This is a genomic window from Selenomonas sp. FC4001 (genome assembly GCF_000701565.1).
Lineage (GTDB): Bacteria > Bacillota > Negativicutes > Selenomonadales > Selenomonadaceae > Selenomonas_A > Selenomonas_A ruminantium_B.
Map to the genome: position 1 here is coordinate 111,882 of NZ_KL370794.1, position 17,179 is coordinate 129,060.

General features: G+C 50.5%; 18 protein-coding genes. All 18 read left to right on the forward strand.

The features are described 5' to 3' along the window. Position 1 precedes the first annotated feature (1 nt). Entirely contained in the window at positions 2-1,510 is a 1,509-nt protein-coding gene (cobA, locus tag T320_RS13465) for a uroporphyrinogen-III C-methyltransferase (protein WP_037356917.1), read from the forward strand. Between the two features lie 17 nt (positions 1,511-1,527). Beyond that, positions 1,528-2,514, forward strand: a complete 987-nt coding sequence (gene hemB / locus T320_RS13470; protein ID WP_026766797.1) for a porphobilinogen synthase — start codon at positions 1,528-1,530, stop codon at positions 2,512-2,514. After that, positions 2,507-3,826 (forward strand): glutamate-1-semialdehyde 2,1-aminomutase, encoded by a 1,320-nt coding sequence (gene hemL / locus T320_RS13475; RefSeq protein ID WP_037356919.1) that lies wholly within the window; start codon positions 2,507-2,509, stop codon positions 3,824-3,826. The genes hemB and hemL overlap by 8 nt, the downstream gene beginning before the upstream one ends. Before the next feature lie 228 nt (positions 3,827-4,054). Continuing rightward, positions 4,055-4,459 (forward strand): hypothetical protein, encoded by a 405-nt coding sequence (locus tag T320_RS13480; RefSeq protein WP_037356921.1) that lies wholly within the window; start codon positions 4,055-4,057, stop codon positions 4,457-4,459. A gap of 22 nt (positions 4,460-4,481) precedes the next feature. Next, positions 4,482-5,357 (forward strand): hypothetical protein, encoded by an 876-nt coding sequence (locus T320_RS13485; RefSeq protein WP_037356923.1) that lies wholly within the window; start codon positions 4,482-4,484, stop codon positions 5,355-5,357. Between the two features lie 304 nt (positions 5,358-5,661). After that, the gene (locus T320_RS13490) at positions 5,662-6,408 is read left to right on the forward strand and encodes a DUF6994 family protein (protein ID WP_037356925.1); all 747 of its coding nucleotides are present in this window, start codon (positions 5,662-5,664) and stop codon (positions 6,406-6,408) included. A 33-nt stretch (positions 6,409-6,441) separates the two neighbouring features. After that, positions 6,442-7,197, forward strand: a complete 756-nt coding sequence (locus T320_RS13495) for a hypothetical protein (protein WP_037356928.1) — start codon at positions 6,442-6,444, stop codon at positions 7,195-7,197. Positions 7,198-7,371: 174 nt separating this feature from the next. Next, on the forward strand, positions 7,372-8,340 hold the full coding sequence (locus T320_RS13500; protein WP_037356930.1) for an alpha/beta hydrolase: 969 nt from the start codon (positions 7,372-7,374) through the stop codon (positions 8,338-8,340). Positions 8,341-8,353: 13 nt separating this feature from the next. After that, positions 8,354-8,797, forward strand: a complete 444-nt coding sequence (dtd, locus tag T320_RS13505) for a D-aminoacyl-tRNA deacylase (protein WP_026760127.1) — start codon at positions 8,354-8,356, stop codon at positions 8,795-8,797. Beyond that, entirely contained in the window at positions 8,797-10,038 is a 1,242-nt protein-coding gene (locus tag T320_RS13510; protein WP_037356932.1) for an aminopeptidase, read from the forward strand. The genes dtd and T320_RS13510 overlap by 1 nt, the downstream gene beginning before the upstream one ends. Further along, positions 10,032-10,670: a hypothetical protein gene (locus T320_RS13515; RefSeq protein WP_037356933.1), complete on the forward strand. Its 639-nt coding sequence runs from the start codon at positions 10,032-10,034 to the stop codon at positions 10,668-10,670. Before T320_RS13510 ends, T320_RS13515 begins: the two co-directional genes overlap by 7 nt. Continuing rightward, complete coding sequence (locus tag T320_RS13520) at positions 10,667-11,566, forward strand: YitT family protein (protein WP_037356936.1); 900 nt, start codon at positions 10,667-10,669, stop codon at positions 11,564-11,566. The genes T320_RS13515 and T320_RS13520 overlap by 4 nt, the downstream gene beginning before the upstream one ends. Positions 11,567-11,600: 34 nt before the next feature. Then, on the forward strand, positions 11,601-12,167 hold the full coding sequence (locus tag T320_RS13525) for a peptidylprolyl isomerase (RefSeq protein WP_037356939.1): 567 nt from the start codon (positions 11,601-11,603) through the stop codon (positions 12,165-12,167). Next, positions 12,157-12,423 (forward strand): GIY-YIG nuclease family protein, encoded by a 267-nt coding sequence (locus T320_RS13530; protein WP_037356942.1) that lies wholly within the window; start codon positions 12,157-12,159, stop codon positions 12,421-12,423. Before T320_RS13525 ends, T320_RS13530 begins: the two co-directional genes overlap by 11 nt. 4 nt (positions 12,424-12,427) lie before the next feature. Continuing rightward, entirely contained in the window at positions 12,428-13,279 is an 852-nt protein-coding gene (locus tag T320_RS13535; RefSeq protein WP_197019445.1) for an undecaprenyl-diphosphate phosphatase, read from the forward strand. A 713-nt stretch (positions 13,280-13,992) separates the two neighbouring features. Continuing rightward, positions 13,993-14,628 carry an aminoacyl-tRNA hydrolase gene (pth, locus tag T320_RS13540; protein WP_037356945.1) on the forward strand — a complete coding sequence of 212 codons (636 nt, stop codon included), beginning with the start codon at positions 13,993-13,995 and terminating at the stop codon, positions 14,626-14,628. Next, on the forward strand, positions 14,615-15,862 hold the full coding sequence (locus T320_RS13545; protein WP_037356948.1) for a radical SAM family protein: 1,248 nt from the start codon (positions 14,615-14,617) through the stop codon (positions 15,860-15,862). Before pth ends, T320_RS13545 begins: the two co-directional genes overlap by 14 nt. Positions 15,863-15,889: 27 nt before the next feature. Further along, the gene (gene nagA / locus T320_RS13550; RefSeq protein WP_037356951.1) at positions 15,890-17,044 is read left to right on the forward strand and encodes an N-acetylglucosamine-6-phosphate deacetylase; all 1,155 of its coding nucleotides are present in this window, start codon (positions 15,890-15,892) and stop codon (positions 17,042-17,044) included. The last annotated feature ends 135 nt before the right edge of the window (positions 17,045-17,179 follow it).

Consider the following 17,179-nt stretch of genomic DNA (forward strand, 5'->3'; position numbering starts at 1 on the left):
TATGGCAGGAATGGTTTATTTAGTAGGTGCAGGCCCCGGAGATTACCGGCTTATCAGCATGAAGGCAGTGGATTGCCTAAAAATGGCCGATGTGGTGGTCTATGACCGTCTGGCCGATGACCGCATCTTGCGCTGGGCGCCGGAAGATGCCGAATACATCTATGTGGGCAAGGCATCGAGCAACCACACCATGAAACAGGAAGATATCAACCAACTGTTGGTGGATAAGGCCAAAGAAGGCAAATGCGTCGTGCGCCTTAAAGGCGGCGACCCCTTTGTATTCGGCCGAGGCGGCGAAGAAGGGCTGCTGCTACGGGAAAACAATCTGCCCTTTGAAATCGTGCCGGGCATCACGTCGGCGATTTCCGTGCCGGCCTATGCGGGCATTCCCGTGACCCATCGCGCGGTAGCGACTTCCTTTGCCGTGGTGACGGGGCATGAAGACCCGACTAAGGGCAAGAGCAATATGCGCTGGGAGCACCTCGCTACGGGCGTGGATACACTCGTGTTCCTGATGGGCGTAGCCAACCTGCCGCATATCACGAGCAAGTTGATTGAAAACGGCCGCAGTGCCGATACGCCGGCTGCTGTTATCCGTTGGGGCACTAAGCCGGAACAGCGCACGCTGATTACCACGGTGGGCAAGGCCGCCGAAGATGTGGCGAAAAACGGCATTAAGCCGCCCGCTATCTTTATCGTGGGCGAAGTTGTGAAACTGCGGGACAGCTTGCAGTGGTTCGATAACCTCTCACAGCGGCCCTTGTTTGGCAAGCGGATTCTCGTGACCAGAGCACGCAGTCAGGCATCTAAACTGACGGCAAAATTGGAAAACCTCGGTGCAGAGGTTATGGAAACACCGGCTATCGCTTTGGCTGACCCTGTAGATAACTATGCCGCTTTGGATAAGGCCATTGACCATGTAGCGGATTATCACTGGCTGATTTTTACGAGTGCCAATGGTGTAGGCCGATTCTTTGCCCGCTTGTTCAAAGCAGGTAAGGATGCCCGCGCATTAGGTTATGCCAAGATTGCCGCTATCGGTTCGGCTACGGCTGAGAAACTCAAACAGTACGGCCTTGTGGCTGATGTAATCCCGCAGGAATATCGCGCCGAAGGCGTGGTAGAAGCGCTGAAGGGTAAACTGCCGCCGCATGCCAAAATCCTGATTCCGCGTGCCGAAGAAGCACGGGAAGTCCTGCCGGATACCTTGCGTGAGATGGGCGCGGAAGTCGAAGTCGCACCTGCTTATCGTACGGTCTGCGGTCAGGTGGACGGCGAGGCTTTGGCGGCAGAACTCAAAGAAGGCCGCATTGACCTGGTGACCTTCACCAGCTCGTCCACGGTCAAGAATCTCATCAACATTATCGGCTCGGCAGAGGTGCTGAAGGGCGTAAAGACGGCCTGCATTGGCCCCGTTACGGCGGACACCGCCAAATCATTAGGCATTGAGCCGGATATTATTGCCAAAGAATATACCATTGATGGTCTGGTAGAGGCCATCTGCAAATAACTAGGAGATGTTATATCATGTATGAACAGAAACTCCGTCCGCGCCGTATGCGCATCAGCCCCGCTATGCGGGCTATGGTTCGTGAAACCAGCCTGTCGGTGAAGGACTTTGTCTATCCGCTGTTTGTCGTGCCGGGCGAAAACGTCCGCGAGGAAATCCCCTCCATGCCGGGCTGCTACCATCTGTCGGTAGATGAAGCCGTCAAGACGGCGAAAGAATGCTGGGAACTGGGCATTCCTTCTGTGGAAGTATTCGGCATTCCCGAATATAAAGATGCCGATGGTTCCAGTGCCTGGGATATGACGAGTCCTGTACAGCGTGCCATCAAGGCGATTAAGGCAGAAATTCCCGAACTTATGATTGTCGGCGACGTCTGCATGTGCGAGTATACCGACCACGGCCACTGCGGTCATCTCGAAGGCCATTACGTGGATAACGACAAGACCTTGAAACTCCTGCAGAAAGTTGCTGTTTCGCAGGCGCAGTGCGGTGTGGATATCATTGCGCCGTCTGACATGATGGACGGCCGTGTAGCCGCTATCCGCGAAGCTTTGGATGAAAATGGTTTCCAGAATGTCTCGATCATGAGCTATGCGGTCAAATATGCTTCGGGGTACTACGGCCCGTTCCGTGATGCTGCTGACAGCGCACCGGCTTTCGGTGACCGCCGTCAGTATCAGATGGACCCGGCTAATGCCCATGAAGCCATCAAGGAAGTTGACCTCGATATTGCCGAAGGCGCTGACATCATCATGGTAAAACCGGCGCTGGCTTACCTCGATATCGTGCGTCAGGTGCGCGACCATATCCATCATCCGGTGGCTGTTTACAACGTCAGCGGCGAATATGCCATGGTCAAGGCTGCTGCCAAGAACGGCTGGATTGATGAAAAGCGCATTGTCATGGAAACCCTGCTTTCCATGAAACGCGCCGGTGCCGATATCATCATCACCTATCATGCGATGGATGTGGCCCGTTGGCTGAAGGAGGATGCAAATGCTTAATCTCACTAAATCTGCCGCTGCTTTTGCTGAGGCCAAAGAACTCATGCCCGGCGGCGTTAACAGTCCTGTGCGTTCCTACAAGAGCGTGGACTGCAATCCTCCCTTCATCGACCATGCTCTGGGGGATAAGATTTACGATATTGACGGCAATGAATACATCGACTATGTAGGCTCCTGGGGTCCTATGGTGGTGGGCCATGCCCATCCCAAGGTCGTAAAGGCCCTTCAGGAAGCTGCTACCCGCGGTACCAGCTACGGTGCTCCCACCTGCATTGAGTCGGAGCTGGCCAAACTGGTGATGGAAGTTTATCCCTCCATTGAAACCATCCGCATGGTAAACAGCGGCACCGAAGCCACTATGAGCGCTCTGCGCCTTGCTCGTGGCTATACGGGCCGGGAAAAGATTGTGAAGTTCATCGGCTGCTATCACGGCCATAGCGACAGCCTGTTGGTTAACGCCGGTTCCGGCATGGCCACCTTCGGCGTGCCCAGCTCTCCGGGCGTGACGAAAGGCACGGCTCAGGACACCATTTCCGTTTCCTACAATGACGTGGACGCCATTACGAAGGTTATGGAAGAAGTGGGCGACCAGGTAGCTGCTGTTATCGTGGAGCCGGTGGCTGGCAACATGGGCCTCGTTCTGCCCCAGCAGGGCTATCTTAAAAAGCTCCGCGACTTGACGGAAAAACACGGCGCTCTGCTGATTTTTGACGAAGTGATGTGCGGCTTCCGTGCTTCCTTGGGCGGCGCGCAGGCAGCTTACGGCATTACTCCGGACTTGACCTGCCTGGGCAAGATTATCGGCGGCGGCCTGCCCGTGGCAGCTTACGGCGGCCGCAAGGACATCATGGCCAAGGTTTCGCCGTCTGGCCCGGTTTATCAGGCAGGTACGCTCTCCGGCAATCCGCTGGCCATGACTGCAGGTCTGGCCACGCTGCAGATTATCACCGCAGAACCGGAATACGGCAAAGCCGATTACAGCCGTGAACTGACCTTAAAGACGAAGAAACTGCTCCTCGGCTGGCAGGAAAAAGCCAAAGCCGCAGGTGTTGCCATTCAGGCTCATCAGGCAGGCTCCATGTTCGGCATCTTCTTCAGCGAGCAGGACGTGCTGAACTACGAAGATTCCTGCAACGCCGACCAGGAAAAATTCAAAGTTTGGTTCAAGGCCATGCTCGAACAGGGCATCTACCTTGCCCCGTCCCAGTTTGAAACCCTCTTTATGAGCGGTGCGCATACGGACGAAGATATTGATAGAACCATTGCAGCGGCAGAAAAAGCATTTGCAGCTGTGGCGGCTATGGGAAAATAAAATAACGATAGTTGTAGGGCTTGACATGTCAAAATTTGACATGTCAAGCCTGTTTTTGTTTCGTGCGCATGTAACAGTCGTTCTTTTTATCCTATGAGAAGAACAAACAAAATAATTTGAATTTTACTAATAGTATTATATAATTAAAGTGGACGGGATGTGAGGCAGCGGGGAAAGTCTGAACAGCGTATGTAATGAGCGGCACAAGAAGAAAAAGGAGGAAAAATCATGCGGTCGTATGTATCAAAGTTGTTTGCGTGCTTAGTTCTTGCCTTGCTTTGCACGGCAATTTTGCCGTCGGCAGTACAGGCGAGGCCGGTCATCAAGTTTCAGATTGAGCATGTCTATCTGCATCATGCAGGCGAGGTAGAAATTGTCGGTTACTTTGAAAACACCGGCGACCGTGGGGCTTATGTCAAGTGGACGGACATTGACCTTACGTTGATTGCGGACAACGGTCAGCAGATGTGGTCAGATAAAGGCATTCGCCATTACGTGAACGATGTCTATGTGCCAGCCAATCAGTATGTGGCTTATACCTGCTACATTCAAAATCCGGATATCCCCGAATATCACGGTAAATATCGTCACCGTTGGCATTCCAAGACGCATTGGGAAAAGGCGGCAGGCTAAGTGATGCAGGAGGCGATTGCAAATGAATATGCAGGAAACTTTGCATAAAATACTGCGTTCCGTGTTGCTAATTGGGACAATGGCCTGTTTTATCAGCGGTATCGCTGTAGGAGAACCTGTTGTGGCAGCAGCAAACAGTGTCGGGACAGCAGTGCAGAAAGCAGCGGCGGTTATTGACAGCATTCAGCCCATAGTGGGAACTTGGCGTGAAACAGGTGCAACTGATGCGCGAAGTCTGGTCATCTACGCAGATGGCAAGTATGAAATGACCTACAAAGACGGCAAGTCCTTTGGCATGGTTAAGGTAACGACAGAAGAACATCCGGATGGTTCAAAATCATATTGGTATTCGTTTTTGGAAGGCGGCGGCGTAGTTCTTGAGGATAAGAACACAGTCTCGCCTTGGTATTCGGCGTACACAAGTGCTAACAAATTATGGGCTGCTTTTGCCAAGGACGAAAAGAAGGCAACGCAGAAAGACCTTTATTCAGGACAGGATGGAGCCATGCATTTTGTGCGCTATGCCGAAAATGGCTACGAAAAAAAACGTGCGGGCATTAAGGCCGAAGATTATCTGGGTGTCTGGGGAAGTGGTCGCTGTTCTGCCGTAGTCAGCCGGGAGGGCAATGGTTTCCTGATAGAAATTCAATGGGCAAGCAATGCCGCTGAAGGCAGCCGCTGGGTCTATCATTGCAGCTATGACAATTTTGCGGCTATCCTTTTCAGCAATGGTGATGGAACGCGCATCGACTATGTTTATGCGGAAGATGGCACAGGCAAAGACAAGATGGTCTATAATGATGGCCGTGCCCTCTTTGTTCTGCGTGATGGCATAATGCGTTGGCAGGACAAAAAGGAAAACATGGATAATGGTGTGGAGTTCACAATACTTCCTTGATAAATAGCATTATGCCTGTGTGACTGATGAAAAGCACTTCGTGGAAGTGCTCAAACAGCGTGGAGCAGACAGCCAAAATCAAAAAGTAGAGTGAAAATCCCATATGTAAGAATGTAAGCCCATAGCAGGATGATATCTTGTTATGGGCTTTTTGGATACGGTGAAATCGATGATACTATCAGTCATAAAGGCAGGAAGAAAACTTTCTGTGGCGAAGTTTTATTAATGAGAAAGAATAATAGGTGAAATGGATATGAGACTACAAAATGTTTTGCGGTGGAAGTGGGAATAGGGGGGGACTGGAATGATAATTGATGTGGGATTTGACTTCACTATGGATTCACCAGGATATTGGGATGGCTTTTGGGAACGGAATGGTGGCCTTGGTGCAGGTGCCTGCGACCCGGATGCTTGCAGTCCCACTTTGCAAAGATATCATCAATTAATATGGAGTAAGTCCCTGCCTAATGGTGAATTTCTTGAACTCACACAGAGAAAGGGAATGGCATATCTGAGTTGGCGCGATATGTACTTCGGTAGCGATTCTATATTGGCTAGTTTTCGTTATCGGGATTACAGACGTATGATTGATGATGTTGTACGTTGTGTGCCTGATTATAAAGCATTTATGGAGGATTTTCTACATAGGGCATATACTATTGGTGGAACAATAATATTCCCTAAGCATTCTGGTAGTATGAATCAGCGCAGGGGGACAAATAGGCAGATTCGTGACAGGTGGGATTTGACGATGGAGTGCATCCGAAGATTCTATAATGATGAAGATAGTCCATTGTCAGATGTGATGGAGCAAGACCGTGAATTCTATGCCTTGTTCAGTGATTTCAAAGGATATGTAGATTTCTTTTATTTGCAGGACTGTGTGACCGAAGATTATAAGCAGGTGCGGTTTTGGCTGGGAGATGGCAATTTTACTGATTATCCGCTACCCAGAACGGTTGATGAATATCTGGCATATATTGCGGCAGAATTGGATTTTTTGGATAAGCGTAATGCTAGAATAAAGGCTGCGGTATCAGAAGTGAAATGAGATATAGAGAAGTTGGGTTATGAGGAACAAAGTATGTCAATTCTAATACATAACATAAGAAAAAGAACTTCTGTTGATAATAAAAATAGTTTTAGCTTGCAGCACTCGATATTAGAGTGTGAAGAATGCGATAAATATTATAGAGTAGTGAAAATAATTAACGGTGGTAATTTTAAGAAAATCTATAAGGATAAGGTGGGGATATTTACAATTAATGATGGTGCGTTTGGATTTTCATTTGAGGAAACTATTGGTGTTTTATTGCGGGGGTTAGATGATGATATAAAGAGCAGGAAAAGGTTTATTAAAGAATGTAAAGCTTACAAAGATGTAGCGATATCGATTACAAAGCACAGGCTTGATAAATTGAAATTATTTTTTAATCAGCTCCCAAAAGAAGTAGTAAAATTTATAAGAAGAAGTAACAATACGGTTAAAGTGCATAATTTGAAACAAGCAGTATTTGATGTAAAGGGACAGAAAATTCTTGGCTTGCAACATTCCTTGTACGAGTGTGAGGAATATGAAAGCTACTACAGAATAATAGATGTAATAGTAGGTGTTGATTGGTTTGGAAATATAGGTAAGAATCAGATAGGAGTTTTCACATTTGGAGATGGTACATTCGCTTTTTCGTTAGAAGAAGCAATTAGGGCGATGGTAATAGCGATGGATAATGATATTGAACGACATCTGCGGTATATTGATGAGTGTATGGCATATAAAGACGCAGTTTGGGCTTTGGCAATAGATGAGAGCAATTTTAGCAAGACTGTTGAATCAAAATAATGACAGAAAGATTTGAAGTTTTAGATTGAGTAGGTCTATCTGCATCATGCAGGTTAGGTGGAAATAGTTGGGGAAAGTAAGTTTTAATGGAAAAATAATAGAAAAAATCCGCTATCAGTGATAAAATGGAAACATCTTTGCTATATGGATTGAGAATGCTAGAAAGGTGATTCCATGCACAAATTGGTCTTATCCTGTCTCTTGACGGCAGTCCTGACTACGGCTGCGGTCGTTACGGCATTCGTCGTGGGGACGGGATATTTTGTTGGCAATTATGCGGTACACTTCGGGCTCGAACGGGGCACCGTGGAAAATCCCCAGGAACCGCCCCGCGCTTTTGCTCTTTTGATGCCGCCGGAAGCACGGCATTATGATAAACCGGATTTTACAAATGAAGAGTGGACGCTGACTTCCCGCGATAAGCTGATATTAAAGGCTACGCATTTTTATCCGGATGAGGATAGTGGGGCCGATAAATGGGTTATCGTGGTTCATGGGTACGGTGGCACGCAGGAAAATTCCTATTACATTGCCACGCATTATCTGAAGATGGGTTATCATGTGTTGACGCCGGATTTGCGGGCGGCAGGCAAGAGCGAGGGTCGTTATCTGACCATGGGCTATCGCGAGAGTGTGGATATTGTGGACTGGGCCAGACGGATTGCCCTTTACTATCCGCAGGCCAAGATTATTCTGCATGGCGTGTCCATGGGCGCGGCCACGGTGATGATGGCTTGTGATGAGGAAGATTTGCCGAAGAATGTAGCAGCTTGCGTGGAAGAAAGCGGCTACACCAGCGCTTTTGATTTGCTCGTGCATCAGATACACGAGTCTTTGGGGCTGCCGGCATTCCCGGCCATGAATCTTTTGGACTGGCGGTGTCAGCAGGTGGCAGGGTTCAGCCTCAATCAGGCGGTGCCGGAAGTTGCGGTTATGCACTCGAAAGTGCCTATCCTGTTTATTCATGGCACGAAGGATGCCTTGGTGCCGCCCGCTATGGCCGAGCAGCTTTACCGGGATGCAAAAGCCCCGGACAAGAGTCTGCTCTTAATCCATGATGCGGTTCATGGGGTAGCCTGTCAGAAGGACGAAAAATTGTATTTTAAGACGGTGCAGGAGTTTGCGGCGCCGTATATGCAGTAAGAGGAGTGAAATTGTGCGGGCAGTGGTAACGCGGGTAAAATCCGCCAGTGTAGAAATTGAAGGAAAAGTAAATGGCGCGATTGAACAGGGCTTTTTGGTGCTCTTAGGTGTTGGGCCAGAGGATAATGCGGAGTCGGCACAGAAACTGGCCGAGAAGATTTATAATGTCCGGGTGTTCTCCGATGATGCCGGCAAGATGAACTTGAACCTCGAACAGGTGGGCGGCTCCATGCTGGTGATTTCCCAGTTCACGCTCTATGCGGACTTGAAGAAACGCCGTCCCGGGTTCAGTCATGCGGCGCCGCCGGCCATGGCCAATGAACTCTATGAAGTCTTTATGCAGGATTTGCGGGATTTAGGCGTGACGGTGGAGCATGGTGAATTCGGTGCAGATATGCAGGTGGAATCGGTGAACGATGGCCCTGTGACCTTATGTTTCGATACGGAGGCTTTGTGATGCAGGCAGAACTGTTGCAGAAATATGCAGAATTAGTGGTAAATGTCGGGGTAAATATTCAGAAGGACCAGATTCTGGTCATCAATTCCCCGATTGAATGTGCGGACTTTGCCCGCAAGATTTCCGAGGCGGCCTTTCGGGCTGGTGCCCATGATGTGGTCATGAGCTGGGGGGATGAACTCTCTGCCCATATCCGCTATGAACATGGCAAGAAGGAACTCTTTACCGAGTTCCCCGAATGGCGGGTGAAATTCTATCAGGATTATGCCAAGCAGGGCGCGGCGTTTGTGTCCATTGCGGCCCGTGACCCGCAGATTTTCAGCGATATTGAGCCGGAGAAATTGAAGCTTGCCAATCAGGCAGCAGGTGCGGCGCTCTTAGAGTACCGTGAACGTCTCATGAGCAATAAGAATACCTGGTGCGTGGTGTCTGTACCGACCAAGGGCTGGGCCACGAAGGTATTCCCGGAAGATACCGCCGAAAAAGCTGTGGAAAAACTTTGGCAGGCCATCTTTAAGACGGTGCGCATTGGCGAAGGAATCGACACGGTGGCCGAGTGGCGCAGGCATATTGACTTCCTGCAGCAGGCGGCCAAGTTCCTCAATGAGCAGAAGTTTGTCAAGCTTCATTATAAGAATGCCAGCGGCACCGATTTGGAAATCGAACTGCCGGAAGGCCATATTTGGGCTGGCGGTGCGGAAACGTCGGAGCTGGGCATAGAGTTTGCCGCCAATATGCCGACGGAAGAAGTCTACAGTATGCCCAAGCGTGATGGCGTAAATGGCACCGTTGTAGCCTCCAAGCCGTTAAACTACAACGGCAATCTGATTGAAAACTTCAAGCTGGTTTTTAAGGACGGCAAGGTTGTCGATTATACGGCGGAAAAAGGCGCGGAAATCCTCAAGGGGCTGTTGGAAACGGATGAGGGAGCAAGCTACTTAGGTGAAGTGGCTCTCGTACCCTTTGATTCGCCGATTTCCCAGAGTGGCATCTTGTTCTACAATACCCTGTTTGATGAAAATGCCTCCTGCCATCTGGCTTTGGGCAAGGCATATCCGACCTGTATTGCAGGCGGCGAGAAGATGGACAGCGTGACCCTTCTGCAGCATGGCGTCAATGACTCGCTGGTGCATGAGGACTTTATGATTGGCACCCGGGATTTGGAAATCATCGGCACGACTGCTGATGGCCGGGAGATTAAGATTTTTGAACAGGGCAATTTCGGGAGGAACTTATGGTAAAGAATATGCGCCGCGTGCTTTCTTTTAGCCTGCTGCTGCTTTGCTTGTGGAGTACAGTATGCTTGGCGGCGGGGAAAGTCGTGGACGAGGATTTTTCCTGCAAGGGCGTAATGCTTGGTGACAGTGAAAGCGTTCTGCAGGCGAAGTGGGGCGAAGCGCTCTATGATAAAACCGTTATCAAGCAGGGCGTAAAGGTCAAGACTTATGTTTATAAAGACCGCAGCGAGGCCAGCGTTGCGGTGCGCACGGGGAAAGTCGTGGACTTTACCGTGGATATGGAAACTTATGTTGCCCGCCGCAATGTACGGCAGGGCGCCACGAAGTTCTGGCTGGAAAAAGTCTATGGCAAGACCCCGCGGAAGTTTGTGGATGGGGATTATTATTTGATTTATAGCCGGGAAAAACATCCTCATCAGCATCTGCTGTTAAAGGTGGATTCTGAGGACGGCCATCTGCTGGATTTGCACATCACCAATCTGCCGTTGGATGAGGCCGAGCAGACGGCTATGACCGAAGAAGGGGACCCGATGATGACGCCGGGGGATATTGATGATGATAATGTCCATATGGAAATTGACCTTTCCAACTTGCCGCAGGATAAAGAAGTGCGTGTGGGAGGCTTAGGCAGATGATTCAGCTCAGGCTGTTGGAGCACCGCTTATTGCGTTATGTGGGCATTACGGTGGGCTGTCTGATTGCCAGCTGCTCCATCAATCTCTTTCTGGTGCCTTCCCACCTGCTGACGGGCGGTGCTACGGGCATTGCCATGATTGTCTATTACCTCACGCATCTGCCCATTGGTGTGCAGACTTTTGCCTATAATATTCCGCTATTGATGGCGGCCTGGCGGCTGCTCGGCAAGGGCTATACCTGTGATGTGGTCATCGGTACGGCGATTTTTTCTTTTTGTCTGGACTTTACCAAGCCATTAAACGCCTATGCGCCGGTCAATGATTACATGCTGGCGGCTATCTTTGGCGGTGTGTTCAATGGTATTGGTTATGGTATTGTGTTCCGCATGAACGGCAGTACCGGCGGCTTTGATATTGTCGGTGCCATTGCCAAGAAGTTTTATTCCTTTAATATGGGCGGCGTGATTTTTGGCTTTAACTGTCTGGTGATGCTGGCGGCGGCGTTTATGTTCGGTGTGGCACCGGCTATGCTTACGCTTATTTGCATGTTCATGAATGCCATGGTGACGGATAAGGTGATTGCGGGCTTTAACAGCCGCAAGGCGCTTTTAATCGTGTCCAATCAGGCAGAATCCATTGCCGAGGGCATTATGGAAGTGGGCCGCGGCGTAACCTTCCTGCATGGGCAGGGCGCGTTTACCCGCCGGGAACGCAATGTGGTGTTCGTGGTGGTGACCTTAACGCAGGTGGCCAAGATGAAGATGATTATAAACGCCATTGACCCGGATGCCTTTGTGATTATCATGTCGGCAAGCGAAGTCATGGGGCATGGCTTTAGTTCGCCGGGCGTCAAGACTGGCGCGGTGATTCATCGTTACAGCAGTAACGGGCGGTAATTTATGGTTGCATTAGAGAGGGGAATTTTGTACAATGAAAAAGATATTGATTATGATGCTGGTATTGATGACGGCTCTTTCAGCGGGCTGCATCGCTGGCGGTAAAGATAATGGAGGCAAAAAAGTGGCTAATCGCATTGCAGTTTTTGAAACCAACAAAGGTACCTTTGAAATTGAACTCTTCGAGGATAAGACCCCGATTACGACGAAGAACTTTATCGACCTGACGGAAAAAGGCTTCTACAATGGCGTGATTTTCCATCGTGTCATTGATGGCTTTATGATTCAGGGCGGCGACCCGCAGGGTACGGGCATGGGCGGCCCGGGTTACACCATCGAGGATGAATTCCTGGATGACCTGCGTTTTGATGGCGAGGGTATTCTTGCTATGGCCAACACGGGTATGCCCCACACGGGCGGCAGCCAGTTCTTCATCACGCTCGATAAGACTCCTTGGCTCAACGGCAAGCACACCATCTTTGGTAAAGTGGTAAAGGGTATGGATGTTGTCCGCACCATCGGCCACAGCGAGACGGATTTTGCTGACCGTCCGCTGGAAAAAGTCGTGATGGAAAAAGTTACCATTAAAGATGCCAAATAAGGACGAGAACTACACCTATATTTTAGAGTGCAGTGACGGCAGTTTTTATACAGGCTGGACAAATGACCTCGAAAAGCGGGTCAGGACGCACAACGCAGGCCGGGGCGGGAAATACACCCGCGCCCGCCTGCCTGTGCGTCTTGTCTATTTTGAAGCCTTTGCCGATAAGCGGGAGGCGCAGAGCCGTGAGTGGCATATCAAACAGCTGACTCACGAGCAGAAGCGGAAGTTAATAGAGAGTAGCGAGAGGAAGTAATACGGTGGATTTAAGCATAGTGGAACTGCTGAAAGTAGTAGTTCTCGGTATTGTAGAAGGTCTGACGGAATGGCTGCCGGTATCGAGTACCGGTCATATGATTCTGGTGGACGAGTTTATCAAGCTGGATGTCAGCAAGGACTTTATGGATATGTTCCTGGTGGTAATTCAGCTGGGCGCCATTCTGGCCGTTGTGGCATTGAATTTTGAAAAGCTCAATCCCTGGTCGGATTGGAAGACGAAGAAGGAAAAGCGGGATACGGTGAGCCTGTGGATGAAGGTTATCGTGGCCTGCATTCCCGCAGCCGTGATTGGCCTGATGTTCAACAAGTACATGGAAGAGCATTTCATGACGGCGCCGGTGGTGGCCACGACGCTTATCTTCTACGGCCTGCTCTTTATTTGGATTGAGAATTACAACAAGCACCGCCGTCCGCGGATTAACGACTTGGCAAACTTGGATTACCGTACGGCGTTCATTATCGGCCTGTTCCAGGTGCTTTCTTTGGTGCCGGGTACCAGCCGTTCCGGTGCGACCATTATCGGCGGTATCCTCTTTGGTGCCAGCCGTATCGTCGCTGCGGAATTTACGTTCTTCCTGGCTATTCCGGTCATGTTCGGCGCGAGCCTCCTCAAGATGGTCAAGTTCGGCCTGCATTACACGGGCGCGGAAATCGTCATCATGGTGGTGGGCATGGTTACGGCCTTTATCGTTTCCATCCTGTCCATCAAGTTCCTCTTGAGCTATATCAAGACTAATGACTTCAAGGCCTTTGGCTGGTATCGTATCGTACTGGGCATAATCGTAATCGCCTATCTGTTCTTAGTGGGCGACCCGACGGCAGATAATATGTAAGTAAAAGGGGCTGTGAAATATCCCTTTATAAACAGAAAGTGCGTTGACATACAATTCAACGCACTTTTTGCAAATTGCAGTTTGTCGGGGAGTTCGTGATAAAGGTATCCTGTTCATGCGCAGTTAGGGGCAAACGAGGGAGTAATTTTTCTGTTTTCCGCTAAACGACCCTCCCTGAAAGAAATCGCTGTTTAGCTATATGCGCCGGGCAGGCCGGCGGCGCGTCTCTCAACGTGTTTTCTAGTAGCTGCCTACGTCGGGCCGGGCTTTACTGCGTTCAGGCAGTCGCTCCCTACAGAAAAATCACTCCCTCGTTCGCCCCAAGATACGGCCTATGCTATTGCCACGAACTCGTTGCTCCTGTTACAAAAACATCGATGTACTTGTTGCTTGTCACCGCGAAAATATCGTTTTATACGAACATCGCTTAGGATGGAGGTGGTGATGCTTTTCGCCGTGGAACGACTGTCCGAACGCAGTGAGGACTGGCCCACAAACGTCATCAGCTAGGCATTGAGATGAACATACGCGCCGCCGGTCTTGCCCGGCGCAGGCAGCTAAAAGCCCATAAATTTACTTGTGGGTCATTTAGTGCAACGGCGAAAAGTATTACCATCTCCGCCCCACTGAGCTGTAACAACTAAAAGAAATCTCGCAATGACATCGATAAACTGTAAGTTCACAGCACCTTATTAAACAGAAAGGAAATGGATATGAAAATAATTGCAGGCCTGGGCAATCCCGGCAGCGAATATGCCGCGACCAAGCATAATGTCGGCTTTATGCTGGTGGATGCGCTGGCAGACAAATTGGGCATTGATAACTGGCAGGATAAATTCGATGCCAAAGTCGCGCAAGGCTTTTTGGGCACGGAAAAGATTCTGCTCGTCAAGCCCCTGACCTATATGAACGAAAGCGGGCGGGCAATCGGACCGTTGATGAATTTTTACAAGCTGGAGCCGGAGGATTTAATCGTTGTCCATGACGATATGGATATTCCGGCGGGCATGGTACGCATCCGCAAAAAGGGCAGTGCGGGCGGCCATAATGGCATTAAATCCGTACTGGCGCATTTGGGGGATGAACACTTTGCCCGCGTGCGGATTGGCATTGGCCGTCCCCTGCCGGGCTGGACGGTGGTCAACCATGTGCTGGCACCGTTTACGGATGAGGACAAGCCGAAAATTAAAGAGGCGATAAACTATCTATTGCCCGCAGTGGAGTGCATCGTGACGGAAGATGTGGATATGGCGATGAATAAGTATAATCCCAAGAAGCAGAAGAAAAAGAAGGCTGTTGAAGCAGCGGTGGAAACGCAGGAAGGAGGCACAGAAAATGCCGCAGAATGAGTTGATTACGGCTGTCTATGCCGATGAGGATGGCAATATCTTAGATGCTCCGGGCATGCAGGGGATGGGCCGTACAGGACGGGAGAATATCCTGCTTAAGCCGGAGGACTTGATTCCTCTGCCGGAAAGTGCAGATTTAATGCTCTTGCCCGACCATCTGGCAGTGGGCATGGCCAGCGACGGTGAGATTATGCCCATCAGCGGGCTGGCTGTGGCCGCGATTCTGCCGGCCGGTTATACGCGACTCTATATGCCGGCCTATGAACGTGCCGAAGAAGCGGAGCGCCTGCCGTTATATGGCTATACGGCAGTGGTTGTCTACAAGGATGAGCTTTACTGCGCCGCCGTTTATACGGACGAAAACGAGAAATGGGACCCCGTGCATTACAATACCAAGGACCTCAAAAACCTCGTCAAGCGCACGAAGAAGGATTTGCCGGGCAATCGCATTGTGGAGCAGGTCGCAGGCTGTTCCTTAAAATGGCACTGCTGTACGGCGCAGAACCTTTTCTATCGCCGCTGGGAATGCGGGATTCCAACTTCGCCGGTCTGCAATGCCAATTGCTTTGGCTGTATCTCTCTGCAGCCCGCTGAGTGCTGTCCGTCCCCGCAGCAGCGCATTAACTTCCGTCCAACGCCGGAGGAAATTGCCGAAGTCGGCGTGTACCATCTGCAGGTGGCCCCCGATGGTATCATCAGTTTCGGTCAGGGCTGCGAAGGCGAGCCGAGTCTGGCGGCGGATAATATCGCCGCGGGCATTAAGCTGATTCGCCAGCAGACCGATAAGGGCCAGATTAACATGAATTCCAACGTGGGCTGGACGGAAGGCGTCAAGAAAATTGTGGACGCTGGTCTGGACTCTTTGCGCGTGTCGATTATCAGCGCCCGCGAGGAAGGCTATGATGCCTATTACCGCGCGAGCTATCATCTAGAAAACGTCAAGGAATCCATTCGCTATGCCTTGGATAAGGGCGTTTATGTGTCCTTGAACCTGCTGTATTTCCCCGGTTTCAATGACCGCGAGGAAGAACTGGCGGCTTGGCAGGAATTTTTCCGCGAACTGCCGGTGCAGATGATTCAGGTGCGCAACCTTAATATCGACCCCGATGCGTTCCTCGACATCATGCCGGAACCGCAGGGCAAGGCTGTGGGCACGCGGAAGTTTATCGAAACCCTCCATGCGGAATTCCCACAGCTCGTTATCGGCAGTTTCAGCCATTATGTAGAAGACTAAACAACTGGAGAAAAGAGGCGCAGTTTCGTGTTAGCAATTCAGAACGGCAAGTTTATTGTCCCCAATGAAGCAGGCGATTTCATCATTCGTCAAGAGGGCGTCCTGCTCTGTGATGGGGAGAACATCCAAGGCTTTGTGGCAGAAGGGGAAATTCCCAAGAATGCAGAGGTGATTGACGCCCAAGGAAATTATGTGGCGCCGGGATTCCTCAATGTCCATATTCATGGCTGTGCCGGAGCGGACACCATGGATGGTACGGAGGAAGCCTTGGCCCGCATGGCCAGACTGCAGGCGCAGACCGGCGTAACGGGCTTTTTGCCCACGACTATGACTTGCAGATGGCATGAGGTTGAGGACGCTCTGGCTACTGTCATGGAGGCCATGGAAAGCCAGCCTATGGGCGCGCGTGTACTTGGTGCTCATATGGAAGGCCCATTTATCAGTCCCGCAAAGAAGGGCGCACAGGCGGAGAAAAATATCCGTCAGGCAGATTACAAAATGGTGAAGCCTTGGGAAAAGGTAGTAAAAATCATTACGCTGGCTCCCGAAGAATTGCCGGATTACGATTTCGTGGATAAATGCCATGCTGCCGGCATCACCGTGTCCATCGGTCATACCGCGGCAGATTACGATACGGCAGTCAGCGCAGTTAAGGAACATGGCATTCATCACTTCACTCATGTTTATAATGCTATGACTGGCTTTAGTCACCGTGCACCCGGCGTGGTAGGTGCGGCTTTTGATACCGATGCCAACTGTGAAATCATTGCCGATAATGTGCATAGTCATCCTGCGGCGCAGCGGCTCTTATACCATGCCAAGGGCGGGAAGAACATCGTGCTGATTACCGACAGCCTGCGTGCCTGCGGCTTGGGCGATGGCCCCTCGGAATTGGGCGGGCAGGAAGTCTTTGTCAAGGGGGAACTCGCCACGCTAAAAGACGGCACCATTGCCGGCAGTGTGGCGACGATGAACCGCTGCGTTAAGATTTTCTGGGAAAATACGGGAGCGGAGCTGCCGCAGATTATCGAGATGGTGACGAAGACACCGGCGCAGGAATTGGCGCTGTATGAGGAAGTTGGCTCGCTGGAAAGTGGGAAGCGGGCGGATATTGTTATCTTTGATGAAGAGGTGCAGATTCACAAGACCGTTATCGGCGGCAAGGTTTATTACCACGATTGAGTTCGTGGCACAAGGCGCGACAGGCGGAGACTGACTGCCAGCTGCTTCGGCGCGGAACTAAAAATATTTTTTATCTTTAATTTAAGGGCTGGAAAAGTCAAAACTCGCTGTGCTCAGACAGTTGACTTTTCCAGC